Annotated in this window: 24 protein-coding genes; 5 read left to right on the forward strand and 19 right to left on the reverse strand. The window is 66.7% G+C overall.

The window, feature by feature from the left end:
* Positions 1 to 213: 213 nt before the first annotated feature.
* Positions 214 to 1,011, forward strand: a complete 798-nt coding sequence (locus KDJ86_RS10820; protein WP_291745453.1) for a glycerophosphodiester phosphodiesterase — start codon at positions 214 to 216, stop codon at positions 1,009 to 1,011.
* Here the strand turns inward: KDJ86_RS10820 and KDJ86_RS10825 are convergent, their stop codons facing one another.
* The 5 genes from KDJ86_RS10825 to KDJ86_RS10845 form a co-directional block, all read right to left on the reverse strand.
* The gene (locus tag KDJ86_RS10825; protein WP_291745454.1) at positions 1,012 to 1,857 is read right to left on the reverse strand and encodes a glycerophosphodiester phosphodiesterase; all 846 of its coding nucleotides are present in this window, start codon (positions 1,855 to 1,857) and stop codon (positions 1,012 to 1,014) included.
* Complete coding sequence (locus KDJ86_RS10830; protein WP_291745456.1) at positions 1,835 to 2,902, reverse strand: ABC transporter ATP-binding protein; 1,068 nt, start codon at positions 2,900 to 2,902, stop codon at positions 1,835 to 1,837. Before KDJ86_RS10830 ends, KDJ86_RS10825 begins: the two co-directional genes overlap by 23 nt.
* Positions 2,903 to 2,905: 3 nt before the next feature.
* Complete coding sequence (locus KDJ86_RS10835; RefSeq protein ID WP_291745459.1) at positions 2,906 to 4,000, reverse strand: carbohydrate ABC transporter permease; 1,095 nt, start codon at positions 3,998 to 4,000, stop codon at positions 2,906 to 2,908.
* Complete coding sequence (locus KDJ86_RS10840; RefSeq protein WP_291745460.1) at positions 4,000 to 4,947, reverse strand: carbohydrate ABC transporter permease; 948 nt, start codon at positions 4,945 to 4,947, stop codon at positions 4,000 to 4,002. The genes KDJ86_RS10835 and KDJ86_RS10840 overlap by 1 nt, the downstream gene beginning before the upstream one ends.
* A 102-nt stretch (positions 4,948 to 5,049) precedes the next feature.
* The gene (locus KDJ86_RS10845; protein ID WP_291745461.1) at positions 5,050 to 6,396 is read right to left on the reverse strand and encodes an ABC transporter substrate-binding protein; all 1,347 of its coding nucleotides are present in this window, start codon (positions 6,394 to 6,396) and stop codon (positions 5,050 to 5,052) included.
* Positions 6,397 to 6,665: 269 nt separating this feature from the next.
* Between KDJ86_RS10845 and KDJ86_RS10850 the strand changes: the two genes are divergently transcribed.
* Positions 6,666 to 7,451 carry an inositol monophosphatase family protein gene (locus KDJ86_RS10850; protein WP_291745463.1) on the forward strand — a complete coding sequence of 262 codons (786 nt, stop codon included), beginning with the start codon at positions 6,666 to 6,668 and terminating at the stop codon, positions 7,449 to 7,451.
* Between the two features lie 9 nt (positions 7,452 to 7,460).
* Here KDJ86_RS10850 and ppsA read toward each other — a convergent pair whose 3' ends face one another.
* Complete coding sequence (ppsA, locus tag KDJ86_RS10855; RefSeq protein ID WP_291745464.1) at positions 7,461 to 9,839, reverse strand: phosphoenolpyruvate synthase; 2,379 nt, start codon at positions 9,837 to 9,839, stop codon at positions 7,461 to 7,463.
* Between the two features lie 2 nt (positions 9,840 to 9,841).
* Positions 9,842 to 10,201 carry a carboxymuconolactone decarboxylase family protein gene (locus KDJ86_RS10860; protein ID WP_291745466.1) on the reverse strand — a complete coding sequence of 120 codons (360 nt, stop codon included), beginning with the start codon at positions 10,199 to 10,201 and terminating at the stop codon, positions 9,842 to 9,844.
* Between the two features lie 142 nt (positions 10,202 to 10,343).
* On the opposite strand from KDJ86_RS10860, the gene KDJ86_RS10865 reads away from it, so the two are divergent.
* The 3 genes from KDJ86_RS10865 to KDJ86_RS10875 are packed head-to-tail and all read left to right on the forward strand — an operon-like array spanning position 10,344 to position 14,644.
* On the forward strand, positions 10,344 to 11,051 hold the full coding sequence (locus KDJ86_RS10865; protein ID WP_291745468.1) for an ABC transporter ATP-binding protein: 708 nt from the start codon (positions 10,344 to 10,346) through the stop codon (positions 11,049 to 11,051).
* A gap of 5 nt (positions 11,052 to 11,056) precedes the next feature.
* On the forward strand, positions 11,057 to 13,420 hold the full coding sequence (locus KDJ86_RS10870; protein ID WP_291745507.1) for an ABC transporter permease: 2,364 nt from the start codon (positions 11,057 to 11,059) through the stop codon (positions 13,418 to 13,420).
* Between the two features lie 3 nt (positions 13,421 to 13,423).
* Complete coding sequence (locus tag KDJ86_RS10875) at positions 13,424 to 14,644, forward strand: efflux RND transporter periplasmic adaptor subunit (RefSeq protein ID WP_291745470.1); 1,221 nt, start codon at positions 13,424 to 13,426, stop codon at positions 14,642 to 14,644.
* A 149-nt stretch (positions 14,645 to 14,793) separates the two neighbouring features.
* Here KDJ86_RS10875 and hypE read toward each other — a convergent pair whose 3' ends face one another.
* From hypE to KDJ86_RS10935, 12 genes are all read right to left on the reverse strand, one after another.
* Positions 14,794 to 15,843, reverse strand: a complete 1,050-nt coding sequence (hypE, locus tag KDJ86_RS10880) for a hydrogenase expression/formation protein HypE (protein WP_291745471.1) — start codon at positions 15,841 to 15,843, stop codon at positions 14,794 to 14,796.
* The gene (gene hypD / locus KDJ86_RS10885; RefSeq protein ID WP_291745473.1) at positions 15,840 to 16,952 is read right to left on the reverse strand and encodes a hydrogenase formation protein HypD; all 1,113 of its coding nucleotides are present in this window, start codon (positions 16,950 to 16,952) and stop codon (positions 15,840 to 15,842) included. Before hypD ends, hypE begins: the two co-directional genes overlap by 4 nt.
* A gap of 600 nt (positions 16,953 to 17,552) precedes the next feature.
* Positions 17,553 to 17,807 (reverse strand): HypC/HybG/HupF family hydrogenase formation chaperone, encoded by a 255-nt coding sequence (locus KDJ86_RS10890; protein WP_291745475.1) that lies wholly within the window; start codon positions 17,805 to 17,807, stop codon positions 17,553 to 17,555.
* 2 nt (positions 17,808 to 17,809) lie between these two features.
* Positions 17,810 to 20,122 carry a carbamoyltransferase HypF gene (hypF, locus tag KDJ86_RS10895; RefSeq protein ID WP_291745477.1) on the reverse strand — a complete coding sequence of 771 codons (2,313 nt, stop codon included), beginning with the start codon at positions 20,120 to 20,122 and terminating at the stop codon, positions 17,810 to 17,812.
* A complete protein-coding gene (locus tag KDJ86_RS10900) occupies positions 20,112 to 20,375 on the reverse strand; it encodes a hydrogenase/urease maturation nickel metallochaperone HypA (RefSeq protein WP_291745479.1) in 264 nt (87 codons plus the stop codon). The genes hypF and KDJ86_RS10900 overlap by 11 nt, the downstream gene beginning before the upstream one ends.
* Positions 20,368 to 20,838, reverse strand: a complete 471-nt coding sequence (locus KDJ86_RS10905) for a hydrogenase maturation protease (protein ID WP_291745481.1) — start codon at positions 20,836 to 20,838, stop codon at positions 20,368 to 20,370. The genes KDJ86_RS10900 and KDJ86_RS10905 overlap by 8 nt, the downstream gene beginning before the upstream one ends.
* Positions 20,835 to 22,136, reverse strand: coding sequence for a Ni/Fe hydrogenase subunit alpha (locus KDJ86_RS10910; RefSeq protein WP_291745482.1), 1,302 nt, complete (start codon positions 22,134 to 22,136; stop codon positions 20,835 to 20,837). Before KDJ86_RS10910 ends, KDJ86_RS10905 begins: the two co-directional genes overlap by 4 nt.
* Positions 22,126 to 22,905 (reverse strand): NADH-quinone oxidoreductase subunit B family protein, encoded by a 780-nt coding sequence (locus tag KDJ86_RS10915; protein WP_291745484.1) that lies wholly within the window; start codon positions 22,903 to 22,905, stop codon positions 22,126 to 22,128. The genes KDJ86_RS10910 and KDJ86_RS10915 overlap by 11 nt, the downstream gene beginning before the upstream one ends.
* Before the next feature lie 2 nt (positions 22,906 to 22,907).
* Positions 22,908 to 23,747, reverse strand: coding sequence for an FAD/NAD(P)-binding protein (locus KDJ86_RS10920; RefSeq protein ID WP_291745486.1), 840 nt, complete (start codon positions 23,745 to 23,747; stop codon positions 22,908 to 22,910).
* A gap of 2 nt (positions 23,748 to 23,749) precedes the next feature.
* Positions 23,750 to 24,220, reverse strand: a complete 471-nt coding sequence (locus tag KDJ86_RS10925) for a cyclic nucleotide-binding domain-containing protein (RefSeq protein WP_367116784.1) — start codon at positions 24,218 to 24,220, stop codon at positions 23,750 to 23,752.
* Positions 24,221 to 24,237: 17 nt separating this feature from the next.
* On the reverse strand, positions 24,238 to 25,314 hold the full coding sequence (locus tag KDJ86_RS10930; protein ID WP_291745487.1) for a 4Fe-4S dicluster domain-containing protein: 1,077 nt from the start codon (positions 25,312 to 25,314) through the stop codon (positions 24,238 to 24,240).
* A gap of 157 nt (positions 25,315 to 25,471) precedes the next feature.
* Positions 25,472 to 26,161, reverse strand: coding sequence for a helix-turn-helix domain-containing protein (locus KDJ86_RS10935; protein WP_291745489.1), 690 nt, complete (start codon positions 26,159 to 26,161; stop codon positions 25,472 to 25,474).
* Positions 26,162 to 26,263 lie beyond the last annotated feature (102 nt).

Genomic DNA, 26,263 nt, shown 5'->3' on the forward strand with positions numbered 1-26,263 from the left:
ATCGTTCGGCTTGTCTTTGACGGCGCGACGATGCCGCCGCCGCCTTCTTCTTAGCCTGATCATCCGTCCGGGTCGCCGGACAATTCAGCGCGCCGGTACGCATCCGGCCGGGGAACCGCCCGGTTGCGATTCCGCTGGCTCGAACGGTCCGGCCGGGCTAGACGAGAGGCGGCGTTCCTCCCTGCCTGTCTCACCTCACCGAGGGTCCGGCCGATGTTTCATTTGCTCGCCAGCGACAACGGGTTCGTCCATGCCTGCGGGCATCGGGGGCACTCGCTTGGTGCGCCCGAGAACACTATCGCGGCGCTCCAGGCGACCGCGAGCCAGGGCGGCACCAGCGCCGAGATCGACATCCGCCTGACCGCCGACGGCGAGATCATTCTCCTACACGACGATTTCGTCGACCGGACGACGGATGGTGCCGGTCTCGCCGGCAGCCTGAATGCCAGCGACATCGCGAAGCTCGACGCCGGTTCCTGGTTCGGGCCCCAGTTCGCGGGCGAACGCCTGCCGACGCTCGCCGAAGCCGCGGAATGCGCCGGGAGGGCCGGCATCGGCCTCGTCGTCGAGATCAAGGAGGAACGCCGCGTCGATGCGATGCTCGACGCTCTGGTCGCCATGATCGAGACCGGCGGCATCGCCGACCGGGCGGTCTTCATCTCCTTCGACCACACCGTCTTGAAGCGCTTGAAGGAGCGCGTGCCTTCGGTCCGCACCGAGGGCATCACCCATGCCCGCCATGTCGATTTCGTTGCCGTCGCGCGGAGTGCCGGCCTCGATTCCCTGTCGATCGAGCGCGGCATGTTCCGTCCCGAGGATGGCCGGGCGCTGCATGACGCAGGCGTCGCCGTTCGCGTCCATGTCGAACGTCCGGCCGTGGTCGCGCGATACGATGCGGCCGGTGACGATATCGCCGCGACGGTCACCTCCTGGATCGACCAGCGGGTCCTCGACAGCGTCTCGGGGGACGATGTCGGCTTTCTCGTCGGGCTCGGCGCGGGGCGGCGATAGTCAGCCTTCGTACCACAGCCGCGCGAGGCCGCCCGGGTCGTTGGTGGTGATCTGGTCGGCGCCCGCCGCGACCGCCTGAATGAGGTGCCTGCGCACGTCCGGCTTGTCCGGATCGAGGGTCCAGACGTCGATCGTCGCGCCGTTCCGCTTGAGCGCCGCCACCGGATTGACGCCAAAGGCGAGCGCGGCATCGAGGAAATGATGGTCGAGGTAGAAGGAGTCCGCCTCGGGTGCGACCGCGAAGACCTCGTCGACGAAAGCTTCCATCTCCTTCCGCGTCGCGAAGGTCCGCGTCTCCGCCATGTCGCAGGGGTCGAAGCCGACGCGGAGGCCCTCGATGCCGTCGGCGAGGCGGGTGACGGCGTCGAAGTCGGCGCCGCTCAGCAGGCAGCGGTCCGCGACCGGCCTCACGGTGTCGGCGAAGGCGGCGACACCGGCCTCCGTCAGTGTCGCCGCGGGCTCCTTGAGGTCGAGCTGCAGCAGCGCGCCGCTGTCCGGGACCGCCGTCAAGGCCGCCGTCATGTCGGCCAGCAGCGGCGGGGCATGGTCGCCGCCCGCGATCCGCAAGCAACCGATCGCCGCCCGGTCGGCATTTGCCACCGGGCCGCTGCCGTCGGTCTCCTCGTCCAGCGCGTCGTCATGGAGGCAGACCCAGTGGCCATCCGCCAGCAGCCGGATGTCGATCTCCATCGAGGCGCCAAGGGCGAGCCCCGCCGGCAGGTTGGCGATGGTGAAGGGCGGTTCGTGCGGGGCGCGGCGCAGCTTGTGCCATTTCAGCAGGACCCGCCGGCCATCCGAGTCGAGAGCGACGCCCTCGGCGGCGTCACGGTGCTGGCGGCTTGACATGAGAATCCGGGATGAGCCTTTCGGTCGTGGTGTCGAAGACCAGCGAGTGCGCTTCGTCGAAGCCGACATGCACTGCCTCGCCGGCGCCGCGGCCGGCCGTCGAGCCCTGCTCGAGAATACGGATATGGCCGATATCGGTCGAAACGACGTAGAGCACCTCGCGCCCCATCGGTTCGATCTGCGCGATCCGGCCGGGGAGGCCGGTGTCGGCGACGACGAGATGTTCGGGGCGGAGCCCTATGGTGACGGCGCCGGTCGCGCCCGTGGCGGGAAAGCCGATCCCCGAGACGTCGACGGTCCCGTTGACCGCCTTGCCCTCGACGAGGTTGATCGGCGGCGAGCCGATGAAGCTCGCGACGAACAGGCTGGAGGGCCGCGCATAGAGGTCGTCGGGGGTGCCGGCCTGCTCGATACGGCCGGCCCGCATGCAGATGATGCGGTCCGCCATTGTCGTCGCCTCGATCTGGTCGTGGGTGACCAGGATGGTGGTGACGCCGAGTTCGTCCTGCAGCGACTTGATCTCGGTCCGCATCGACAGGCGCAGGGTTGCGTCGAGATTCGACAGGGGCTCGTCGAGGAGCAGAAGCTGCGGTTGCTTGACCAATGCGCGGGCGAGCGCCACCCGCTGCTGCTGGCCGCCTGAAAGCTGTCCGGGACGCCTGTCGAGCAGGTCGCCGACCTGGACCAGCGCCGCTGCCTCGTTGACGCGGCGGATCGCTTCCTCGCGTGGCGTCTTCTTGAAGCGGAGCGGGAACATGATGTTGTCGCGCACCGTCATGTGCGGATAGAGCGCGTAGGACTGGAATACGATGCCGACGTTGCGATCCTTCGCCTCGACGTCGTTGACGACATGGCCGTCAAACAGCAGGTCGCCGGTCGAAGGCAGGTAGATGCCGGCAAGCAGGAGCAGGCTCGTCGACTTGCCGCAGCCCGAGGGGCCGAGCAGCGCGACGAACTCGCCGTCGGCGATATCGAGGTCCATGTCCGGGATCACTTCGACGTCGCCGAAGCGCTTGGTGATCTTGCGGAATTCGATGCTGGCCATCGCTCAGCCCTTCACGCCGCCGACCGACATCTGCAGCAGGTAGCGCTGCGCGGCCATGTAGAGGAGGAGGCTCGGCACCAGGTAGAAGACGCCGACCGCCGACACCACGCCGTAGTCGACGCCCATCACGTCTTCGCGGACGTAGAACATGTAGAGACTCATCGTCCAGTTGGTATTGCGGATCAGGAAGGTGAACACGAAGATGTATTCCTCCCAGCCGCGGATGAAGGTGAAGACCGAGATGGCGAGCATGCCGTTGGTCACCTGCGGCAGGACCACCTTGAGGAATGCCTGGCGCCGCGAGGCGCCGTCGGTGAGGGCGCTCATCTCGATGTCCCAGGGAACCGCGTCGAAAAAACCCTTCATGATGAAGATCGCGAAGGGCAGCTCGAAGGCGACAAGGACCAGGATGACCCCGATCAGGCTGTCGAGCAGCCCGATATAATAGAGCATCAGGAAGAGCGGCACGATCAGCGTCAGGACCGGGAAGGCATGCAGGACGAGCAGCGACCGCAGCATCGAGCTCCGTCCCGGAAAATCGAAGCGCGACAGGTAATAGGCGGCGAGCGAGGCGACGGTCACGACGATGACGGTCTGCGTGCCGGCGAGCAGGATCGAGTTGCCGAAGGCGTGCCAGACATTGGGGAACTGTACCGCGCCGGTCACGGTTCCGACCTTCGACCGCAACACCGAGGCGAAGTCCGGCTCGACCAGGAAGATGAAATTCTCGAGGTGGAGGCTCGGGCCGACCAGCGCCACGAAGGCGATGATCGTCGCCAGCGCGACGAGGGCGACGAAGGCCCACCTCTGGCGCTGGCCGCGGGCAAGCATCGCCGCGGCCCAGAAGGCGATCACCGCCGGCACCAGAACGGCCACGGCGCGCCACAGCACCTGCGTTTCGGCGACGCCGGTCCGGGCCGAGAAGGCGATCGTCACCAGCCAGAAATAGGGTAGGACGATTGGAATCGAAACGGCGATCAGGAAGGCGTAGATGCTGGTCGCCTTGACGCGGCGCGTCCGCCTTGCCCGCGCGGCCAGCCGGCCCCAGTCGTCGCCTGTCGCGGTGATGCGGGCAGTCCCGTTCGTCGCCGCGACCATCATTGGACCTCGATGCGCGGACGCTGGAGCAGCTTCTGCATGTCGAAGAGTCGCCAGCCGAGCAGCGCGAAGATCACGCCGAGCGCGATGATGAACACCGCCAGCGCCGCGCCATAGGCATACTGGCCGCTCTGGAAGGCGCGGCGGTAGATGTAGAGCGCGTAGACGGTGGTGTCGTAGAAGGGGCCGCCCTTGGTGAGCAGCAGGATGTATTCGAAGCTCACCAGCAGTGACAGCGTCTGGTAGATGGTGACGAAGCTGATCGGCCAGCGCAATGCCGGCAGGGTGATGTGCCGGACGACGGCGAATCCGCCCGCGCCGTCGACCCGCGCCGCGTGGAAGAGGTGCTCGGGGATCGCGCGGATCGCCGAGGTGAAGATGATCATCCCCATCGACGCGCCGATGAAGCCGTTGGCGATGACGATCAGCAGGACAGGCATGTCGTTGAGCGGATCGATCGGCGTCTCCAGCCCGAGCACGGTCATCAGGACCTGGTTGAGCAGCCCGAATTCCGAAGGGTTGATCACCCAGATCCAGAGCAGGATGTAGAGCACCGAGGGGCTCATCCGCGGCAGCAGCCAGACGCCGCGGAAGAAATTGCCCGTCAGCCGGTTGGTCGCCGTCGTCACCAGCGCCAGGATCACCGCGAAGGTGACGTTGAAGATGGCAAGTGTCGCGAAGACATAGATCAGCGTCAGGCCGATCACCTCGACCAGCCGGCGGTCGCCGGCGAATATCTTCTCATATTGCTCGGTCGTGAAGCCGGTAACCTGCAGCGAGCGCCCCATGTCGGTGAAGGACACGGCGACGTCGATGATCACCGGGATGATGAAGAACAGGACCGTCAGGACGATGGCCGGGCCGAGGAAGATGGCGAAGTTCACCACCTGCCGGCGGCGCTGGCGGCCGCCGCGCTCGAGCTGCAGGTCTTCGGTAATGGCTGTCATCGCCGTCCCGCGTCGATCTTGAAGCGCGCCATCGGCGCCGCGCGATGCCCGGGAACCGACAGGCGGCTTCCGGGCATCCGCTTCGCGCCTCCCGCCGGCAGGCTACTTGACCATCACGTCGTCGAGGCTCGACTCGGCCTCGTCGATGACGAAGTCGGCCGCGTCCTCGGCCGACAGCCGGCCGGTCTCGACGCCCTGCATCGCCGTGTAGATGATGCCGTTCAGGTCGCCGAATTGCGGGTTGTTGGGAAGGAATTTGGTGATCTTCAGCAGTTCCGTCGCCCTGGCCAGCGGCCAGGCCTCGGCGTAGCGCGGATCGTCGAGCTGTTCCGGCTTGATGCCGAGATGCGTCGTCGAGACCGCGTGGTCGGTGTTGAGGTCGACCGCCGAGGCGTGGCCGAGGAGGCGCACCGCGAGCTCCGGCTCGGCCGTGTCGGCGGCGATCGCGTAGATCACCGGATGGGTCAGGCTCGACGGCGAGCCGCCCTTGGTGGCGGCCGGCATCGGGATCCAGCCCCAGTCCTTGAAGAAGGCGGTCTCGTCCTCCGGCAGGCCGTAGGTCGGGAAGGCGCGGCTACCGAGGTCCCAGATGCCGTACATCCAGAAGGCGGCGTTGTTCTCGGCGTAGAACTCGGCGCGGATCGCGTCCCATTCCATCGACGTGTTGTTGCCGGGGATGACGCCTTCCTTCACCGCCTTCTCGAACCAGCCGAAGGCGGCGGCGAGCTTGTCGCGATCGAGCAGCAGCTTGCCGGTCGCCGGGTCGACGAATTCGTTGCCATAGGCCTGGAAGACCATCAGGTAGTCCGGCCCCTTCGAGGGTCGATGGAGGATGCCGTATTCGGCATCGGTCTTGTCGACCACGGTCCGGGCGATCTCGATCAGGTCGTCCGCCGTCAGCTCGCCGGACATCGTCAGCTCCGGCATCGACTCGATGAAGGCATCGTCATAGCCCGCCTCGCGCAGCAGCTTCTTGTTGTAGAAGAACATCCGCGCCTCGGCGTCCTGCGGGATCGCATAGATGCCGTCGGGGCATTTCGCCGATTCCCACAGCGACGGGAAGATGGTGCCGAAATGTTCCGGATATTTGGCGATATAGTCGTCCAGCTTGAGCACGAAGCCCTCCTGCTGGAAGGCGCAGATCCACTCATGCGCCTGGATGAACATGTCCGGTCCCTCGCCGATGCCGAAGACCCGCAAGAGCTGCAGCGCATCCTCGTCGAAGCCCGGCGCCGGGCTCTCGCGGACCTCGACCGCCACCCGCTTGTCCGACCCTTCGGCCTCCAGCTCCTTGTTCAGCCGCTCGGCCGCCTTGACGACATTGCCCGGCCGCAGCGGCCCTGAGGTATCCTGCCGCGACCAGAGTTCCAGGGTAACGGTTTCCTGCGCGAGTACCGGCGTCGCCAGCAGCGTCGCCCCGGCCAGCGCGCCAATGATCGTTCGGGTCATGTCTGCACCTCCTCTTGGTGGCGGTTCTGATCGGTCGCGGGACGCGAGCGATAGCCGTCTCCGTTAGCGCCGCCATATGACAGTTCGATGCAATCGCTTCTGATATGCGCGTTTTCCTCCCGGCGGCGCTGCCTCAAGTCTAGGCACAGATGTGCTTAGCCGGCAACGCTACGCTTGGTGGCACCGCAGCATCCGGGCCTGCCGGCAGCGTTGACTTCCCGCGAGCCGAATGGTGAATGGCGGCGTCCCGCCTGAATCGTGAGGTTTCCGTGGTAGCTGAAGATATCGCCGCGCGTCTGCGCATCGCCGAAGCCGTCGTGCGCGAGGCCGGCGCGCTCGCGCTCGACTATTTCCATCGCCGTCATGAGCTGAAGATCGACGCCAAGGGCCTGCAGGACCTGGTCAGCCAGGCCGATCGCGAATCCGAGGAGCTGATCTTCGCGCGGATGTCGGAGGCCTTTCCCGGGGATTCGTTCCTCGGCGAGGAGGGCGGCCTGCGGCAGAAGGGGCCGATGATGTGGGTGGTCGATCCGATCGACGGCACGGCCAACTTCGTCCGCGGCATACCGCATTGGTGCGTCTCGATCGGTCTCGTCTCGGATCACCGGGCGGTGCTCGGCGCGATCTATGATCCGGTCGCCGACGAGCTCTTTGCCGCCGTCGCGGGTGGCGGCGCGACCCTCAATGGCGAGCCGATCCGGGTCACCGGACAAACCGACATCGTCCATGCCCGGATCGGCCTCGGCTTCAGCTACCGCAGCGATGCCGGGCGGCACAGTCGCGACGTCCGCACCATCCTCGAGGCGGGCTGCGAATACCTTCGGCTCGGTTCCGGCGCCCTCGGCCTCGCCTATACGGCGGCCGGCCGGCTCGACGGATATTACGAGCGCCACATCAACCTGTGGGACGTCGCCGGCGGGCTGGTCGTGGTCGCCGAAGCCGGAGGGCGGTCGAGCGACTTCCTGACGCCGGCCGCCGTCAGCGAGGGCAATGAGCTTCTCGTCGCGACGCCCGGCCTCTTTGATCCGCTCCGCCGGCTTCTCCCGGCGGCATGAGCAAGGGGCCTAGGCCCCTTCGGCTTCCGCGACGTGGCGCTTGACGGCGAAGAAGCTGTCCGGCGTCACCGACATCGAGTCGATGCCGCATTCGACCAGGAGCCGCGCGAATTCCGGATGGTCGCTGGGCGCCTGGCCGCACAGCCCGATCTTGGCGCCTGCCTTGCGGGCCGCGGCGACGACGCTCGAGATCATCCATTCGACCGCCTCGTCCTGCTCGTCGAACAGGCCGGCGAGCTCCTCCGAGTCCCGGTCGACCCCGAGGGTCAGCTGGGTCAGGTCGTTCGAGCCGATCGAGAAGCCGTCGAAGCGGCGGGAGAAGGCATCCGCCAGGATGACATTCGACGGGATCTCGCACATCACATAGACCTCGAGCCCGTCCTCGCCGCGCTTCAGCCCGTTCTCGACCATCACCTCCAGCACCTTGTCGGCCTCCTTCACCGAGCGGCAGAAGGGGATCATCACGACGACGTTCTTGAAGCCCATCTCGTTGCGTAGCCGCTGGATCGCCCGGCACTCGAGCGCGAAGCCGGCGCGATAGCGCGGCGAATAATATCGCGACGCGCCGCGGAAGCCGATCATCGGATTTTCCTCGTTGGGCTCGAATTCGCGCCCGCCGACGAGACCGGCATATTCGTTGGTCTTGAAGTCGCTCATCCGCACGATGACCGGCTTCGGATGGACCACCGCGGCGATCCGGGCGAGACCGCGCGACAGCGTATCGATGAAGTATTCGGTCTTGTCCTCGTAGTCGGCGGTGATCGCCGCGATCTCCGCCTTCGCCGCCTCGTCCTTCAGCGAATCATAATGCACCAGCGCCATCGGATGGACGCGAACCTGGTTGGTGACGACGAATTCCATCCGGGCGAGCCCGACGCCGTCCGCCGGGATCTGCCACCAGTTGAAGGCCGCCGACGGATTGGCGAGGTTGAGCATCACCTTGGTCCTGGTCTCCGGCAGCTTGCTGAGGTCGAGCTCCTCGGCCTCGAATTTCGCCGTGCCCTCATAGACGAAGCCCTGGTCGCCCTCGGCGCAGGAGACGGTGATCTCCTGGTCGGTATGGAGCACATGGGTGGCGTCGCCGGTGCCGACCACCGCGGGGAGGCCGAGTTCGCGGCTGACGATGGCGGCATGGGACGTGCGTCCGCCGTGGTCGGTGATGATCGCCGCCGCCCGCTTCATGATCGGCACCCAGTCCGGGTCGGTGATGCTGGTCACCAGGATCGAGCCGTCGACGAACGTGTCGATGTCGCGGACATCCTCGATCAGGCAGACGCGGCCGGGCGTGATCGCGCCGCCGATGCTCAGGCCGGTGCACAGGGTCTTGCCCTTTTCCAGCACGCGATAGGTCTTGAAGGTGTTCGTCTCGCGCCGCGACTGCACCGTCTCCGGCCGAGCCTGGACGATGAAGATGTCGCCGGTCTCGCCGTCCTTGGCCCATTCCATGTCCATCGGGCAGCCATAGTGCTTTTCGATGGTCGTCGCCCACCGGGCCAGGATGACGATCTCCTGGTCGCTGAGCACGTAGGTGGCGCGCTCGGCCCTGGAGGTCGGGACGTTCTTGGTCGGCTGGTCGCCGGTGGCGTAGACCATCTTGATCGCCTTCTCGCCGAGCGTCTTCTCGACGATCGGCAGAAGCGATTCGTCGGCGAGCAGCGGCTTGAACACCTGGTAGGCATCCGGGTCCACGGCGCCCTGGACGACGTTTTCGCCGAGGCCCCAGGCCGCGTCGATCCGCACCACCTTGTCGAAGCCGGTCTCGGTGTCGATCGAGAACATCACTCCTGACCCGCCGATGTCGGAGCGGACCATCTGCTGCACGCCGACCGACAGCGCCACCTGCAGATGATCGAAGCCCTTGACCTGGCGGTAGGAGATCGCCCGGTCGGTGAACAGCGAGGCGTAGCATCGCCGGCAGGCATCAAGCAGGGCGCGCTCGCCGCGGATGTTGAGGAAGGTTTCCTGCTGGCCGGCAAAGCTCGCATCGGGCAGATCCTCCGCCGTTGCCGACGAGCGGACGGCGACGTCGAGCTCGTCCTTGCCGGTGCGCTTGCACAGCTCGGCATAGTGGCTGGAGATAGCCTCGGCGGTTTCGGCCGGCCAGTCGCCATGGAGGAAGGCGGAACGGATCGCCTGGCCGGTCTCGGCGAGGGTCTTCTTGCCCGACGCCATTTCGTCGAGGCGATCGGAGATCACCTGTTTGAGGCTGTTCGCCTCGATGAAGCGCCAGTAGGCGCTCGCCGTGGTCGCGAAGCCGGGCGGCACGCTGACGCCCTGCGACGACAGGGTCTGGACCATCTCGCCGAGCGAGGAATTCTTGCCTCCAACCAGCCCGACATGGGACCGCTTGACGGCTTCGAACCAGAGTATGTCGGGCTGTTCGGTCATTTCTATCTTCCTCCTGGCGCCGCTTCCGCCTTGAACGTGTCGAAGGCGCGCAGCGCCTCTCCGCCATAGACCATCGATGGTCCGCCTCCCATCTGGATGGCGACACCGATCGTTTCCAGAACTTCCTCCCGCGAGGCTCCCAGGTCGCAGACGCGTTTCGCGTGATAGGCGACACAGCCGTCGCAACGCGAAGCCACGCAGAGCGCGAGCGCAATCAGCTCCTTGAACTTGAGAGTCAGGGCACCGTCGAAATAGACGCCCTTGCCGAGTGCCGCGAAGCCCTTCATTCCCTCGGGCAGGCCCTGGCGCAGCGCCGCCGCCGATGACGATACCTCTCTTGCCAATTCCGCAAAGTCTTTCATGAATATCCCTCGTTCCCGCCGGTACGCCGGCGTGGATGTCTTGACTTGAGCATCGAAACTGACCGACCTGCGGGGAGAGGCATTGACTTGGGTCAAGCTGGCGGCCGCCTTTCGCGGATAGATTGTTCCGTGGAGGCTCGTCTTGCGAGAAGCGGTTTTCAGGATCCGGGACCTGAGCAAGGTCTATCGAACCGGCAACGTCGAGGTGAAGGCGTTGCGCGGCGTCGATGCCGACCTGTTCCACGGCGAGCTCACCGTGATGCTCGGACCCTCCGGCAGCGGCAAGTCCACCTTCCTCAACATCCTTGGCGGACTCGATACGGCGACCGCCGGTGAGGTGCGGTATCGCGACCATGACCTGTCGTCGGCGAGCGACCGCGACTTGACGCGATATCGCCGCGATCATGTCGGCTTCGTATTCCAGTTCTACAACCTGATACCGAGCCTCACCGCCAAGGAAAATGTCGCGCTGGTGACCGAGATCGCCCGCAATGCCATGCCCCCGGAGGAAGCGTTGGAGCTCGTCGGTCTCAAGGAGCGGATGGGTCATTTCCCCGCCCAGCTTTCGGGTGGCGAGCAGCAGCGCGTGGCGATCGCCCGGGCTGTCGCCAAGCGGCCCGAGGTGATGCTTTGCGACGAGCCGACCGGAGCCCTCGATTCGAAGACCGGCATCCTGGTGCTCGAGGCACTGACCGCCACCAATCGGGAACTTGGAACGACGACCGCCATCATCACCCACAACGCGACGATCGGATCGATCGCCGATCGCGTCTTTCATTTTTCCGACGGCAGGATCACCGATGTTCTCGAAAACGAAACCCGCCTGTCGCCCTCGGACGTGGATTGGTGAACGTCATGGGCGCGCTCGACATCAAGCTCTTCCGCGATCTGAAGCGGCTCTGGGCCCAGGCGATTGCGATCGCTCTGGTCCTGGCCTGTGGCGTTGCCACCCTGATCCTCGCCGTCGGCACGTTCCGCTCGCTGGAAGAGACCCGCGATGCCTATTACGAACGCTACAAGTTCGGCGACATCTTCGCGACGGCGGTCCGGGTTCCCGATGCGAAGGCCCGCGAGATCGCCGAGATCGACGGAGTGGCGGCGGTCGAGCCCCGCATCTTCGAGGTCGCGCTTCTCGATGTGGAAGGCTTTCGCGAGCCGGCGACCGGGCTGATCGTCTCGGTGCCGCCCTCCGGCGAGCTCGCGGTCAACGACCTGTTCATCCGGCGCGGGCGGTTGCCGGAACCCGGCCGGGTCAACGAAGTCGCGATCGACGCGAAGTTTGCCGAGGCGCAGCGCTTCTCCGTCGGCTCCCGGTTCGACGCGATTCTCGGCAGCGCCAAGACGACGCTGACCGTCGTCGGCATCGTCATGTCGCCGGAATACGTCTACTCCCTGGGCCCCGGCGACATGATGCCCGACAGCAGGCGTCTGGCGGATATGTGGATGCCGGAGGAGACGCTTGCCTCGCTCTACGACCTCGACGGCGCCTTTAACTCGGTCAGTGTCCGCTTGTTGCGTGATGCCAACGAAACCGCGGTGATCGAGGCGATCGACGACCTGCTGGAGCCATATGGCGGAACCGGCGCGGTTGCCCGCAAGGACCAGGTATCGAATGCCTTCCTGCAGGGGGAGCTCGATCAGCTGCAGGGCATGGCGCGGATCATTCCGCCGATCTTCCTGCTCGTCTCCGCTTTCCTGATCAACATGATCCTGTCGCGGCTGATCGAGCTGGAGCGGGAGCAGATCGGCCTTCTCAAGGCGCTCGGCTATGGCCGGACCGCGGTCGCCTGGCACTACCTCAAGCTGGTCCTGGTGATCGCCGCGATCGGCGTCGTGATCGGCGCCGGGGTCGGTACCTGGCTCGGACGCGGCATGACGGTCATGTATACGAGATTCTTCTCGTTTCCGTTCCTCGTCTTCCGGTCTGATGTCGACATCTACCTGATCGCCGCCGGGGTCAGCATGGCGGCGGCCGCGGCCGGCGCCCTGAAGGCGATCGGCGTGGTCTTCGCGCTGCCGCCGGCCGTTGCCATGCGGCCCCCCGCGCCCCAGGTCTATCGCCAGTTCATGGGTGGGCTGCTCGGTCGCATGCGGCTCTTCTCGCAGGTGACGACGATGGCGCTCCGCCATCTCGTCCGCCACCCGGTGCGCACGCTGCTCACCGCCATCGGCACCGCCTTCGCGGTTGCCCTGATGGGGGTCGCGATGGGGACCTTGTCCTCCGTCGACTTCATGATCGACGCGGTCTTCTTTCGTACCGAGCGCCAGGATGCGACCCTGGCGTTTTCGTCGGAAAGGCCGGGTGCCGCCTACCAGGCGGTTCTGAAACTGCCGGGGGTGATGGCCGCCGAGCCCTATCTCGACCTGCCTGTCGAGATCGGCAACGGCCAGTATTCGCGCCAGCTTTCGATCATCGGCAAGCCGGCCCGGACCGACCTCAGCCGCGTTCTCGACCTCGATCTTGATCCCGTGGTGTTGCCGTCGACCGGGCTCGCGCTCGGCGACCGGGTTGCCGATATCCTGCGCCTGCGGCCCGGTGATCTGGCGCGGGTCACCTTCCTCGACGGGCAGCGGCGGACGGTCGAGGTGCCGGTCACCCAGGTGATCCAGAGCTATATCGGGCTGATGATGTTCATGGATATCGACGCGCTGGCGCGGCTCTCCGGTACCGGGCCGCGCATCTCCGGCGTCCATCTCCTGATCGACGACAGCCAGCTCGACGCGCTCTATCGCGCGGTCAAGGAGACGCCGCAGATCGCCGCCGTCGCCCTCCAGAGCCGGTCGCGCCAGCGCTTCCAGGAGACGATGCGGGAGAATATGAGCATGATGCTCACCGTCTACCTGACGCTGAGCATCGTCATCGCCTTCGGCGTCGTCTACAACTCGGCCCGCATCCAGCTGTCGGAGCGCGGCCGCGAGCTCGCCACCCTGCGGGTGCTCGGCTTCCACCGGGCCGAGGTGTCGAATGTCCTGTTCATCGAGATCGGCGCCATCGTCGCCATCGCCCAGCCGATCGGCTGGCTGATCGCCACCGGCCTTGGCTTGGTCATCACCGAAAGCCTCGCCACCGACATGTTCCGGGTGCCCTTCGTCATCGAGCCGGGCACCTTCGCGATCTCCAGCATCGTCGTCGTCATCGCCGCGCTGATCAGCGCGCTGATCGTCCGTCGCCGGATCGATGCGCTCGACCTCGTCCGGGTCCTGAAGACAAGGGAGTAGGCAATGCTGTCGAAATGGGTGAAGCGGGCGATCGGCCTTGTCGTCCTGGCGCTTGTCGTCGCCGCGGCGGTCCTCGCCCTCAGGCCCCGGCCGGTTCCCGTCGATATCGCCACCATCGATCGCGGGCATCTCGCCGTGACCATCGACGAGGAGGGCATCGCCCGTATCCGCGACGTCTTCCGCGTCTCGGCGCCGGTGGCCGGCCGGGTCGAGCGCCTGCCGGTCGAGGTCGGCGACAAGGTCCACCGCAACACCACCACGGTCGCCCTCATCCATCCGGTCGATCCGCCTTTCCTCGATATCCGCTCGCGTCGCGAGCTGGAGGCGGCGGTCGAGGCGGCCCGCGCCGCGGTGACGCTCGCCAGGGCCCAGGTCAACGCGGCGGAAGCCGGCGAACGGCTGGCCCAGAGCGAGCTCGATCGGGCCGATCGTCTCGCCAAGATGGAGACCATCGCGAAAAGCGTCCTCGACAAGGCGATCGCCGACCATGATACCGCCACCGCCCAGGTCGCCGAGGCCAGGGCGGCGCTCAATCTCCGCGAAAGCGAGCTGGCGAGCGCCGAGGCGCGCCTGATCCAGCCGAACCAGCTCGAGGGCGGCAGCAGCAGCGACACCTGCTGCCTGACGATCCGCGCCCCCGTCGACGGCACGGTGCTCAAGCTGCTGACCGAAAGCGAACAGGTCGTGGTCCCCGGCGAGGGGTTGCTCGAGCTTGGCGATCCGACCAACCTCGAGATCATCGTCCACCTGCTCTCCGACGACGCGGTCAGCATCCATCCCGGCAGCGTCGCCACGATCGACCATTGGGGCGGCCCGCCGCTCACCGCCGCGGTCCGCCGCGTCGATCCGGCCGCCTATACCAAGGTCTCGGCGCTCGGCATCGAGGAGCAGCGCGTCGACGCGATCCTCGACATCGTCGATCCCCAGGAGGAATGGCAGCGCCTCGGCCACGAGTTCCGCGTCATGGTCCACATCACCATCTGGGAGGGCGACGACGTCCTCCAGGTGCCGCTCGGCGCGCTGTTCCGTGTCGGCGCCAACTGGACCGTCTTCCGCATCGTCGATGGCAAGGCCGTCGAGACGCCCGTCGTCCTGGGCCATCGCAACAACCGGACGGCCGAGGTGGTCGAAGGCCTGGAGGCCGGCGCTCTCGTCGTCCTGCATCCGAGCGACCGGGTGGTCGACGGGGTCGCGGTGGAGGACCGTACCGCCAGCGAGGGTTGATTGAGTCCGGTCGCCCCCGCCATCCCGAGAGCCCGGCCTCGGGCTTGACCCGAGGGTGCGACTCCGGCCTTGAGTCCGGTCGCCCCCCGCCATCCCGAGGTGCTCGGGCGTCAGCCCGAGCCTCGCAGGACGCACCACCGCCGCGCCCTTCAGCAGATACGCGGCAGCTGCTCGCCGCTCAGCATGTCGACGACACGTGAGACGCCGAGAACGCCCCTGCTTGCCACCTGGCCGGCGGGAGATTCCGTTACGGCGCCGATCTGGGCGGCCCCCGCGGAAACGGCGAAGCCGCGGAGGATCTCGATGGCGCGCTTCGCGTCGCCGGCCGCCACGAAGGCGACGAAACGGCCCTCGTTGGCGACGTGAAGCGGATCGAGGCCGAGCACTTCGCAGGCGGCCCGGACGTCCTCGCGCACCGGGATTGCCGCTTCGTCCAGCGCCATTGCCACGCCCGCCGTCTCGGCGATCTCGACCGCCGCGCTGGCGAGCCCGCCGCGGGTCATGTCGCGCAGGCAGTGCACCGCGATTCCCGCCTCGACCAGCGCCAGCGCCGGGTCGCCAAGCGCCGCGCAGTCGCTTTCGATCACGGTTTCGAACCCGAATCCCTCGCGGGCCGCCATCACCGCTATCCCGTGGCGGCCGATATCGCCGGAGACGATGATCGCGTCGCCGTTGCGCACTTCCGCGGGTCCGATCGGCGACCGTGCCACGACCGGCCCGAGCCCGGCGGTATTGATGAACAGGCCGTCCGCCTTGCCGTGGTCGACGACCTTGGTGTCCCCGGTGACGAGCTGCACGCCGACCGCGTCGGCGGCCTTGCGCATCGAGGCGACCACGCGGCGGAGGTCGTCGAGCGGCAGCCCTTCCTCGAGGATCAGCCCGACGCTGAGATGGGTCGCGCGGGCGCCGCACATGGCGATGTCGTTGACCGTTCCGTTGACGGCGAGCGAACCGATGTCGCCACCGGGAAAGAACAGCGGCTTGACCACGTAGGAGTCGGTGGTGAAGGCGATCGGGCCGTTGAGGTCGAGCACCGCCCCGTCATGGCGGCGCGCGAGTTGCGCGTTGTCGAAGGCCGGCCGGATGACCGTATCGAGCAGTCGCTCCATCGCCCGTCCGCCGCCGCCATGGGCGAGCTGCACCGTGCCGCCATCGCCGGCGGGGGCCGGGCAGGCGGGGGAGAAGTCGGGCTTGCTCATGACGCGGCCTTGAGCGGAGGCCTCGGTATGCCGCGATAGCGGTGATAGGCGGCGCAGGCGCCTTCCGATGAGACCATGGTCACGCCGAGCGGATGCTCCGGCGTGCATCGCGTGCCGAAGGCGGGGCAGTCCGGCGGCTTCCGGTCGCCGCGCAACACCAGCCCGCTGATGCATTCGGTTTCCGCTTCCGGCCCGGACGAGACCGGTCCGAAGCGGGTTTCCGCGTCGAAGGATGCATAGGCTTCGGAGAGACCGAGCCCGCTTTCGGCGATGTCGCCGATCCCCCGCCAGCGGCGCGGTATCACCCGAAACACCTTGGCCATTATTTCCTGCGCCGGCCGGTTGCCTTCCCGCCGCACCGAGCGGCTGTACTGGTTCTCGACCTCGGCGCGGCCCTCCTCGAGCTGGCGGACCGTCATATAGACGCCTTCCAGGATATCGAGCGGCTCGAAACCGGTGACGACGATCGGCACGCGGTATTTCGCTGCAATGGGGAAATATTCCTCGAAGCCCATCACGGTGCAGACGTGGCCGGCTGCCAGGAATCCCTGGATGCGGTTGGTCGCGCCATCAAGGATGGTGCGCATCGCCGGCGGCACCAGCACATGAGACACGAGCATCGAGAAATTGCCGAGGCCCTCGCGCATCGCCTGGTAGGCGGCCATCGCGTTGGCCGGCGCGGTGGTCTCGAAGCCGACCGCGAAGAAGACCACCTCGCGCGTCGGATTTTCGCGGGTGATCCGCAGCGCGTCGAGCGGCGAATAGACGACCCGGATATCGCCGCCCCGCGACTTGGCGCCGAAGAGGTCGCCCTTGGTGCCCGCGACGCGCAGCATGTCGCCGAAGGAGCAGAGCGTCGTCCCAGGTCTGTCGGCGATCTCGATCGCCTTGTCGATGTATTCGGCCGGCGTCACGCAGACCGGGCAGCCCGGTCCGTGCACGAGCGTGACGCCGTCCGGCAACAGCTCGTCGATGCCGTAGCGGACGATCGCATGGGTCTGTCCGCCGCACACTTCCATCAGCATCCACGGCCGGGTGGTGATCCTGGCAATCGCCTCGGCATAACCCCGCGCCGCTTCCGGATCGCGGTATTCGTCACGAAATTTCATGGCGTTCGGCCCGAGTTTGGAGGGATCGCTGAAGCAGGATGGGTCCGTTCGTGAGCGAAGGCGCCCCTGTGAATGCAATCGGCATGGATCGCCGGGCCAAGCCCGGCCATGACGGTGAGGGATCGGCTTTGCTCTCGGATCGCTCGTTGCCGAGTGCGGGGTTCCTTGGTCGCCCACCAAGGGGTTCCTTGGTTGCTCACCATGCCACTACTCCCCCGTCATGGCCGGGCTTGACCCGGCCATCCATGCCATGACGGCGACGACGCTCCGGCGCGCCAGGCAGCGCCCGCCCCGTGCAGCAATGGCCGCCACGGGGAACGTGCGCATGGGTGGATGGCAGAATGGATTGGATGGCCGGGTCCCCCGATCGGAGTCGGGGGCAAGCAAGCCCGGCCATGACGACGGCGTGTCTGGATAGGCCGGGGCTCAGGCCCGCCGAGCCTGACAACGCAGCCATCCGTGTACCGCCCGTGCAACCCCGACCCCCGTCATGGCCGGGCTTGACCCGGCCATCCATGCCATGACCACGACGACGCGCCAACGTTCCAGAACAGGTGCGGATACCGCCGCTCCCACGCGATGGCGGAACCACGGAGCCCATCACCCCCCGGCCTCCGAGAGCTCGTCGAGCTCCCCGATCTCGCGGAGGTGCGAAAAAACCTGTTCCGCCTCCGCCTCGTCGATCACCGAGATGGCGAATCCGACATGGACCAGCACATGATCGCCGATCTTCGCCTCGGGCGTATAGGCGAGGTTGATCTCCTTCAGCACCCCACCGAAATCAACGCGGCCAAGCCGCATCAGCGGGTCGTCGCCGGTGACGCTGAGAATCCGTCCGGGAACCGCGAGGCACATGGCTAGTCTCCCTGTCCTTCAGTCCATGCGGCCCAGACCGCCTGGCCGAGCGCGATGCCGCCGTCGTTCGGCGGGACCCGATGATGCCAGTAGGGCGTCATGCCTGCGGCGGTCAGCGCCGCGATCGCACCTTCGGTCAGTCGGATATTCTGGAAGCAACCGCCGGTCAGCACGACGCGCGGTTCACCGATCCTGCCTGCGACCGCGGCGACCACCTCGACGAGACCGTTGTGGACCGCTTCCGAGATGGAACCGCTGGAGGCGCCGGCGCGCAGGTCCGCCAGCAGCGATTCCAGGGCGGGCTGCCAGTCGACGATCAGCAGGCCGTCCTTGTCCGCCGAGATGGGAAAATCATAGCATCTTCCGGTTGCAAGATCGCCCGCCGCCGAGTCGAATTCGATCGGTGCCTGGCCTTCATAGGCGCTGACCTGGCGAAGGCCGCAGAGCGCCGCGAAAGCATCGAGCAGCCGCCCGACGCTGGAGGTCAGGGGCGCGTTGACATCCCGCGCGAGCATCTGGGAGACGATCCGGCGTTCGGCCGTGTCGAAGGCGGCGACTGGGGGCAGGTCGTTCATCCCGAATGCCTCGCTGCCGAATGCCGCGACCAGCAGGCCGAGCGCCGAGCGGCGCGGCTCGCGGACGGCGGCTTCGCCGCCTGGCAGCGGGAATTGCCGGAGGCAGGCGACCCGCCGCCACCCGGTCTTCTCGACATGGAGGAATTCGCCGCCCCAGATCGTCCCGTCGCCGCCATATCCGGTCCCGTCCCAGGCCACGCCGAGAACCGGCGGCGCGATCTCGTTTTCCGCCAGGCACGCCGCGACATGGGCGAGATGATGCTGCACCGGGATGATCGGAACCCCGAGCCCTTCGGCGGCGCCGCGCGAAGCGAAATCGGGATGATAGTCGTTGGCCGCAAGCCGCGGTCGGATGGCGTGGAACCGGATCATGTCCTCCAGCGCCTTGCCGTGTGCCAGCCGCGCCTCGACGGTCTCGAGGTCGCCGACATGGGCCCCGACGACGACGCTGCCCGGCTGGGTGATCGCGACCGTCGTCTTGAGGTGTCCGCCGACCGCGACGATGCCCCCGGCGGCGCCGTCGACCGCGATCCGCGTCGGAGCGTAGCCACGCCCGACGCGCAGCAGCTGCGGACTGCCGTCGACGACCTGCGCGACCGAGTCCTCGACGGGCCGGATGATCGGCCGATCATGGACCAGAAAAAGGTCGGCGATCCGGGTCAGTTGCCCGATCACATCATATTCGTCGGTGGCGATCGGTTCGTCGCTGATATTTCCGCTGGTCGCGACCACCGGGAAGCCGAGGTCGCGCATCAGAAGATGGTGGAGCGGAGCATAGGGCAGGAAGATTCCCAGCCGCGGGGTGCCCGGCGCGACCGACTCGCTCACCGGTCCGCCCGTCCTGCGGCAGAGCACGATCGGACGCTCCCGGCCGGTGAGCAGCGCCTCTTCCTCCCGCCCGATCCGGCAACTCGCCTTGGCGTCCTCCAGCGACGGGAACATCACGGCGAAGGGCTTCTCCTCGCGCCGCTTGCGATCGCGGAGCTGGCGCACAGCCTCGTCGTTTCGCGCGTCGCAGAAGAGGTGGAAGCCGCCGACGCCCTTGACGGCGACGAGACGGCCGTCACGAATGGCGCCCGCGGCCCTCCCAAGCGCGTCTTCACCGGTGCCCAGGGGGTGCCCGTGGCCGTCCCAGAGGGCGATCCGCGGCCCGCAGGCCGGGCAGGCATTCGGCTCCGCGTGGAAGCGACGATTGCCCGGATCCTCGTATTCCGCCTGGCATTCCGGGCACATGGCGAAGCCGGCCATCGTCGTCCGGGCCCGGTCATAGGGCATGTCGCAGATGATGCTGAATCGCGGTCCGCACTGCGTGCAGTTGATGAAAGGGTAATGATATCGGCGGTTTAGCGGATCGAACAATTCCTCGAGGCAATCCGGACAGGTTGCAATATCGGCGGGAATCTCGGCGGTCGGAAGCCCCGCCTCGTCGCTCTCGCGGATCGAGAAGCCGCTGTCGTGGTTGGAGGATTGTCCTGTGATTTCAATATCATCGACGCGCGCCCCAACCGGCGCGGCGGTGTCGAGGGCGGTCACCAGCGCATCGATCCGGGAGTCCGCGCCCTCGACCTCGATCGTCACCCCGTCGGGTGTGTTGCCAACCCATCCGGCGAGGCCGAGGGTCGTCGCCTGACGGTAGACAAACGGCCGGAATCCAACGCCTTGCACGACCCCGCGCACCACGATGCGCTTGCGCGCGCGCGGTCCCGCATCGTCCCCGGTAATGGCCTGTTCAGCTCTCAACCTCAATGCTTTCCAGTAGCACGTCCTGCGCGTTGGGGTGGGAAATATCGTTGGAGAGGGTGACATCGAGGCGGGCGCCTTCGGCGATTGTCCCCGCCGCGGACTGGCGAAAATGCTCGCCGAAATGCTCCGCGGTCATGTGGCTGAGGGCGCCGCACCAGACCGACACCGCGACCACCCGCCGGGCCTTCTCGGCCTCGGTGATGGAGGCGATCCTGGCCATCAGGCCCTTCATCAGCGATGCCTCATGCATCCTGCATCACCTCCTCCGCGACCTGTTTCGCGACCGTCCCGACCGCGTCCGCGACCGCCCGCGTCAACCCGCCGCCCGTCTCGAAGGAACCGGCCTCGATGGCATAGACGATCGCGCGAGGGGGGAGGGAGCCGAGCGCCCGGCCGAGCGCGATCGCCTCGGCGAGGCCGAAGCCATGGGTGGAGAGGCCGAATTGCAGGTCGGGCAATATCCCCGCATCGGTCCCGAGATCGATGCGACGGGCGGTGCCGGGCGGGGCTCCGGACACGCATGCGTCGATCAGAAACGCCGTCCGGGCACCGGCGAGACGGTCAAGAAGCGACGCTGCCTCACCGTCGTGCTCCACAACCGCGACGCCGGGACCGACCATCGCCCGCAGCCGCCGCGCAACCAGCCGCCCGACCGCGTCGTCGCCACGGTCGGGATTGCCGATCCCGACGATCATGACGCTCGCATCGCTCATCCGCTCGTTTCCTCGATCCGCTCCAGCTTGAGGAAATGCGTCGAGCAGGAGATGCAGGGGTCGTAGTTGCGGACCGTCTGCTCGCAGCGATGCTGAAGCGCCTCGTCGTCGAGATCGAGCCAGCCTCCGACATAGTCGCGGAGGTCCTCCTCGATGCTCGGCTGGTTCTGCGAGGTCGGCGGCACGATCCGCGCCTCGGCGATCGACCCGTCCTCCTCAAGCCGATAGCGGTGATAGAGGAGCCCGCGCGGCGCTTCGGTCGCCGCATGGCCGATACCGGCGCGCGGCACGACATCGACCGACGGGCGGTCCGGCTGCTCGAAGGTCTCGATGATGCGCAGCGCCTCGTCGATGGCGTGAAGGACCTCGACGGAGCGGACGATGATGCTCTGGAAGGGATTGGTGCAGGTCGTCCCGAGTCCGGCATCCCGCGCCGCCTCGCGGGCGGCCGGCGCCAGCCTGTCGAAGTTGAGGCTGTAGCGGGCCAGCGGTCCGACCAGGTATGAGCCGCCGTGGAGCCGGGACTGCAGCGCGGTCGAGCGCGCGACATGCACCTCCTCGAAATGCCTGTCATAGTCGGCGACCCGGATATCGAGCCCGCGATTGGAGACCACGCGTCCTTCGTTGAACGGGTATTCGTCGGGATGGCGAAGAGCGACGAAGGTGTAGTCGCGGCTGCGATCGGGAAAGTCGAAGCCGGCGACCAGCTTCACCGTATCGACCGCGATGTCCCGCACCGACTTCAGCGTCTCACCGAGATCGGCCAGCTCGCGCTTGCCGGGGATCCGGTAGAAGCCGCCGACCCTGACATTGATCGGATGGATCTCGCGCCCGCCAACCAGATTGACGATGTCGTTGCCGGCCTTCTTCAGCGCGAGCCCCTTCTTGACGATCTCGCCGTGGTCCCTCGCCATGTCGATCGCCCCGGCATAACCGAGGAAATCCGGGGCATGCAGCATGTAGACATGGAGGACATGGCTCTCGATCCACTCGCCGCAATAAAGCAGTCGCCTCAGCTCGCGGAGCGGCCCGCCGACGGTAATCCCGAGAGCGTCCTCCATGGCATGGACCGAGCTCATCTGGTAGGCGACCGGACAGATGCCGCAGATGCGCGCGGTGATGTCGGGCGCCTCGCTGAAGGCCCGTCCGCGCATGAACGCTTCGAAGAAGCGCGGCGGTTCGAAGATCGAGAGCTCGGCCGACTGGACGGCGCCGTCGCGGACGACGACCTTGAAGGCGCCTTCGCCTTCGACCCGGGCGAGATAGTCGACCTTGATCGTCCTGGTCTTACGGGCCATGGCGTTCCCTCTCCTCGCGGAACGGTTCGGCGTCGGCGTTGAAGGTACTGTAGAGGCGGGCGATCGCCCGGTCCTCCATACCGAGCTCCGCCAGATGTTGGCTCAGGGCCGGGGCGTTCGGCGTCTCCATCGGCCCGAAGCAACCGTAGCAGCCGCGATTGTAGCTCGGGCATAGCGCACCGCACCCGGCATGGGTCACCGGCCCGAGGCAGGGCGTGCCGTGGGCGACCATGACGCAAACCGTTCCGCGCAGCTTGCATTCGACGCAGACGCTATGCGCCGGCGTTACCGGCTTCCGTCCGGCGAGATAGGCCGAGACGACTTCGAGGAGCTGCCGCTTGTTGATCGGACAGCCGCGCAACTCGAACTCGACGCGGATATGGTCGGCAATCGCCGTGGAGGTCGCCAGCGTCGAGATATAGTCCGGCCGCGCGTAGACGATCGAGGTGTATTCCCTGACATCGGCGAAGTTTCGCAACGCCTGGATTCCGCCGGAGGTGGCGCAGGCGCCGATCGTGATGACCACATCCGAAATGCGCCGGATGTCCCGTATCCGTTCCGCATCGTGCGGCGTCGTGATCGACCCCTCGACCAGCGAGAGATCATAGCGGCCGGAAATCCTGCCGCGGGTGGCTTCCATGAAATAGGCGATATCGATGGCGTCGGCGACGGCCAGCAACTCATCCTCGCAATCGAGCAGGCTCAACTGGCAGCCGTCGCAGGAAGCGAATTTCCAGACCGCCAGCCGGGGCCTCGACGCTTTCGCCATGCTCAAAGCTCCTTCAGCGCCAGGTGGTAGCGGATCCGGTCATAGCGGAAAACCGGACCATCCTTGCAGATGAACACGGGCGAGAACTGGCAGTGGCCGCAAAGGCCGATCGCGCATTTCATGTTGCGTTCCATCGACACGTAGATCGCCTCGTCGGGTACGCCGGCGTTGCCGAGCGCCTGCACGCCGAAGCGCATCATGATCTCGGGACCGCACAGAAGTGCGACGGTATTTTCCGGATCGAAGGCGACGCGGGGCAGGAGCGTCGTGACGACGCCAACGTGACCATGCCAGTCATCGGCGGCGTGGTCGACCGTGACCAGCAGGTCGATATCGAGGCGCCGGCGCCAGGATTCCAGCTCGCGCAGGTAGAGGATATCGCCGGGGCTCCGGGTACCGTAGAGGATCGCCACCTCGCCGAAGCGGTCGCGCTCCGCCAGCAGCCGGTAGATGACCGGCCGGAGCGGCGCGAGGCCGATGCCCCCGGCAAGCAGGACCACGTCCTTGCCCTCCAGCGCCTCCATCGGCCAGCCGACCCCGAAGGGACCGCGCAGGCCAAGCGTATCACCCTTGCGAAGTCCGGCCAGCGCACGCGACACGGCGCCGACCGTCCGAATCGTGTGGACGATGCCATCGCCTTTCGCCGGATCGCCGCTGACGCTGATGGCCGACTCGCCGACGCCGAAGGCGGTCAACATGTTGAACTGGCCCGGCGCGAAGGCCGGCAGGTCGTCGCCTTCCGGCTCAAGCCTCAGCGTGAAGACGTCGGGCGCGTCCTTCCGGCGCGTTACGATCCGCATCACCTGCGGCACCATCGGATCGGGGCTGGCCACCTGAAGCATGGTCAGGCCGCCGGCTTTCCGTAAACGTCGAGCACCTGGAGCCGTGTCGCCTGCAGGCGCTGATACAGAATTGGCACCAGCCGTTTCATGACGTCATAGCCGAGGCCGGGATCCGCGTCGCATTTGTTGCGCAGGCAGGTCGCATCCATGGCGATCGCCCGAACGCGTTCCAGGGCGTGGGCGTCATATTGCCAGCGATACGGCGGAAACAGCCACGAAACCCCGACGATATCGCCTTCCGCCACGGTCTGGAAGGTGATCGCGCCGGCGCCCGGCGCGGCAATCTCAAGCGCGACCCGGCCCTCGCGGACCAGGTAGAGCTGGTCGGCCGGTCCGCCTTCGCGGAACAGGTATTTCCCGGCCTCGAAGCGGACGTTCCTGGCGCATCCGACAACGAGCTCGAGAAAGGATTCGTCGAGGCCCGCAAAGAAGGGGTGTTCCCTGACGATGCGCTCCAGTCCTTCCACCGCCATCCTCAATCTCCCTCGTCTCAGCCGCCGCCCCTGATCGCGCGCACTTCCTCGGTGATGTCGATGCCGACCGGACACCAGGTAATGCAACGCCCGCAACCGACGCAGCCGGACGACCCGAACTGATCGATCCAGGTGGCGAGCTTGTGGGTCATCCACTGACGGTAGCGCGAACGGGCGCTCGTGCGGACGCTGCCGCCATGGATGTAGCTGAAGTCCATCGTGAAGCACGAATCCCAACGCCGCTCCCGAGACGTCTCGACGCCGGCGAGGTCGCTCGCATCCTCGACGGTGGTGCAGAAGCAGGTCGGGCAGACCATCGTGCAATTGCCGCAGGTCAGGCAGCGCTCGGCGACATCGTCCCAGCGGGAATGCTCGAGATTCGCAAGAAGCAGCTCGCGGATGTCGCCATCGGGCATCTCGCGCCCCATCGAGCGCGTGGTTCGCGCGACGATTTCGCTGGCGACGGACCTGTCCTGCTCCGTCGCCGCCGTCTTCGGCAATGAGACAAGAACGTCGCGGCCGGCATCGGATCCGATCTCGACCAGGAACCGGCTGCCGCCGTCATCGAGAATCTCGGTCAGCGCGAGGTCGAATCCCGCTTCCACCTTCGGCCCGGTCTTCATCGAGGCACAAAAGCAGGTGCCGCCGGCCTGGCCGCAATTCACGGCGACGAAGAAGGCATCCTCGCGCCGCGCCTGATAATGCGGGTCGGCGAATGGTCCGCCGAGGAAGACGCGGTCCTGGATGGCGATGGCGTTGAGTTCGCAGGCGCGGACCCCGATGAAGGCAAATCGCCCGGGCGGCGTGACCTCGGCGGTGACCTCGGTGCCGCCGTCTTCGCGACGTGCGCTCCACAGGCGCTGACGTGGCGGATGGAGGAATTGCTTCCACGAATGCGGCCCGACGACATAGCCGAACAAGGCGTCGTCGTCGCGGCGGGTCAGTCGATAATGGCCCCCGTCCTGCTCATCGGTCCAGCCGCGCGGGAGATCGGCGGCGCCGGAAATATCGTCATAGACGATTGCCTGATCGCGCAGGGTGGGGCCGACCACCCGGTAACCCTGGTCACGAAGCGCCGCGAACAGAGCGTCCACGCCGTCCACGGTCAAGACTGCCTGCTCGCGTCCCGTATCCACGCGCGATCCTCTCCGACGCCAGCCCCTTTTTTGGAGGCGATTTTACCCGCCTAAGGTCGCGTCACGTCAACGTGCGGAAAAGAAAAATCCGCTTCTGCCCGACCGGCGGCAATCACTAACTATTGAGGTGCCCCAGAGCTTGCCTGTCGCGCAGCACGATGCGTCGCGAGGTCGGAATCTCGATCGCCATGTCGCATTCGAGCCGGGTCAATGTCCGCGACACCGTTTCGATCGTCAGGCCGAGATAATCCGCGATGTCCTGCCGCGACATCGGCAGGTCGAGGACGATGTCGGAACAGCCGCGCCCCGCCATATCGAGCAGGAAGGTCGCCACGCGTTCCTGCGCCCGCTTGCGACCAAGCAGCAGCAGGTGGTCCTGGGCGCGCTTCAGCTCCTTCGCCGTGTGGGTCCACAATTCGGCGGAGAGGCTCGGGTCCTTCCCGGCGAGCGACACCAGAGCGCTGCGCTTGGCGACCAGTACCACGGCATCCGCGATCGCCTCGGCGGTGAAATGGCGCTCCGTGCCGATCTCGAGTCCGAAGACGTCACCCTGGATGTGGAAGTCGCCGATCTGGCGGCGGCCGTCGCTGAGCAGCTTGTAGGTTCGCACCGCGCCCGAGACCACCCTGTAGACGTTGTCGACCGGCTCGCCTTCACCGTAGATCTCGGAATTCCGGGCGTAGCGCACGGAAACCCCGACCGAGGCGAAGGCGTCGGCCAGGGGAACGGATTCGGCGCGCGGCCGGGTCTGCGAGAATCGTCCGACCTCCTGGTCCAGAATGTGCTTTGATTCCTGATGCAACATGGCGACGGGCCTCCGGTCGGCGTGTTTTTTTGATCGTGATCAAATATGTAGCGACGGGTGGCAGAGCGGGAAATTCGGGTAATCTCCCTACGGAGAATCCCG

This window comes from Bauldia sp. (assembly GCF_020442045.1).
Lineage (GTDB): Bacteria > Pseudomonadota > Alphaproteobacteria > Rhizobiales > Kaistiaceae > Bauldia.

Bases quoted from the DNA above. Each gene is read 5' to 3' on its own strand.
- KDJ86_RS10870 (WP_291745507.1), top strand. From the start codon at position 11,057: ATGGGCGCGCTCGACATCAAGCTCTTCCGCGATCTGAAGCGGCTCTGG.
- KDJ86_RS10825 (WP_291745454.1), bottom strand. From the start codon at position 1,857: ATGTCAAGCCGCCAGCACCGTGACGCCGCCGAGGGCGTCGCTCTCGAC.
- hypE (WP_291745471.1), bottom strand. From the start codon at position 15,843: ATGAGCAAGCCCGACTTCTCCCCCGCCTGCCCGGCCCCCGCCGGCGAT.
- KDJ86_RS10935 (WP_291745489.1), bottom strand. From the start codon at position 26,161: ATGTTGCATCAGGAATCAAAGCACATTCTGGACCAGGAGGTCGGACGA.
- KDJ86_RS10860 (WP_291745466.1), bottom strand. From the start codon at position 10,201: ATGAAAGACTTTGCGGAATTGGCAAGAGAGGTATCGTCATCGGCGGCG.
- KDJ86_RS10905 (WP_291745481.1), bottom strand. From the start codon at position 20,838: ATGAGCGATGCGAGCGTCATGATCGTCGGGATCGGCAATCCCGACCGT.
- KDJ86_RS10900 (WP_291745479.1), bottom strand. From the start codon at position 20,375: ATGCATGAGGCATCGCTGATGAAGGGCCTGATGGCCAGGATCGCCTCC.
- hypD (WP_291745473.1), bottom strand. From the start codon at position 16,952: ATGAAATTTCGTGACGAATACCGCGATCCGGAAGCGGCGCGGGGTTAT.
- KDJ86_RS10910 (WP_291745482.1), bottom strand. From the start codon at position 22,136: ATGGCCCGTAAGACCAGGACGATCAAGGTCGACTATCTCGCCCGGGTC.
- KDJ86_RS10835 (WP_291745459.1), bottom strand. From the start codon at position 4,000: ATGGTCGCGGCGACGAACGGGACTGCCCGCATCACCGCGACAGGCGAC.
- KDJ86_RS10915 (WP_291745484.1), bottom strand. From the start codon at position 22,905: ATGGCGAAAGCGTCGAGGCCCCGGCTGGCGGTCTGGAAATTCGCTTCC.
- KDJ86_RS10890 (WP_291745475.1), bottom strand. From the start codon at position 17,807: ATGTGCCTCGCGGTTCCCGGACGGATTCTCAGCGTCACCGGCGACGAC.
- KDJ86_RS10925 (WP_367116784.1), bottom strand. From the start codon at position 24,220: ATGGCGGTGGAAGGACTGGAGCGCATCGTCAGGGAACACCCCTTCTTT.
- KDJ86_RS10840 (WP_291745460.1), bottom strand. From the start codon at position 4,947: ATGACAGCCATTACCGAAGACCTGCAGCTCGAGCGCGGCGGCCGCCAG.
- ppsA (WP_291745464.1), bottom strand. From the start codon at position 9,839: ATGACCGAACAGCCCGACATACTCTGGTTCGAAGCCGTCAAGCGGTCC.
- KDJ86_RS10920 (WP_291745486.1), bottom strand. From the start codon at position 23,747: ATGCTTCAGGTGGCCAGCCCCGATCCGATGGTGCCGCAGGTGATGCGG.
- KDJ86_RS10845 (WP_291745461.1), bottom strand. From the start codon at position 6,396: ATGACCCGAACGATCATTGGCGCGCTGGCCGGGGCGACGCTGCTGGCG.
- KDJ86_RS10830 (WP_291745456.1), bottom strand. From the start codon at position 2,902: ATGGCCAGCATCGAATTCCGCAAGATCACCAAGCGCTTCGGCGACGTC.
- KDJ86_RS10820 (WP_291745453.1), top strand. From the start codon at position 214: ATGTTTCATTTGCTCGCCAGCGACAACGGGTTCGTCCATGCCTGCGGG.
- KDJ86_RS10875 (WP_291745470.1), top strand. From the start codon at position 13,424: ATGCTGTCGAAATGGGTGAAGCGGGCGATCGGCCTTGTCGTCCTGGCG.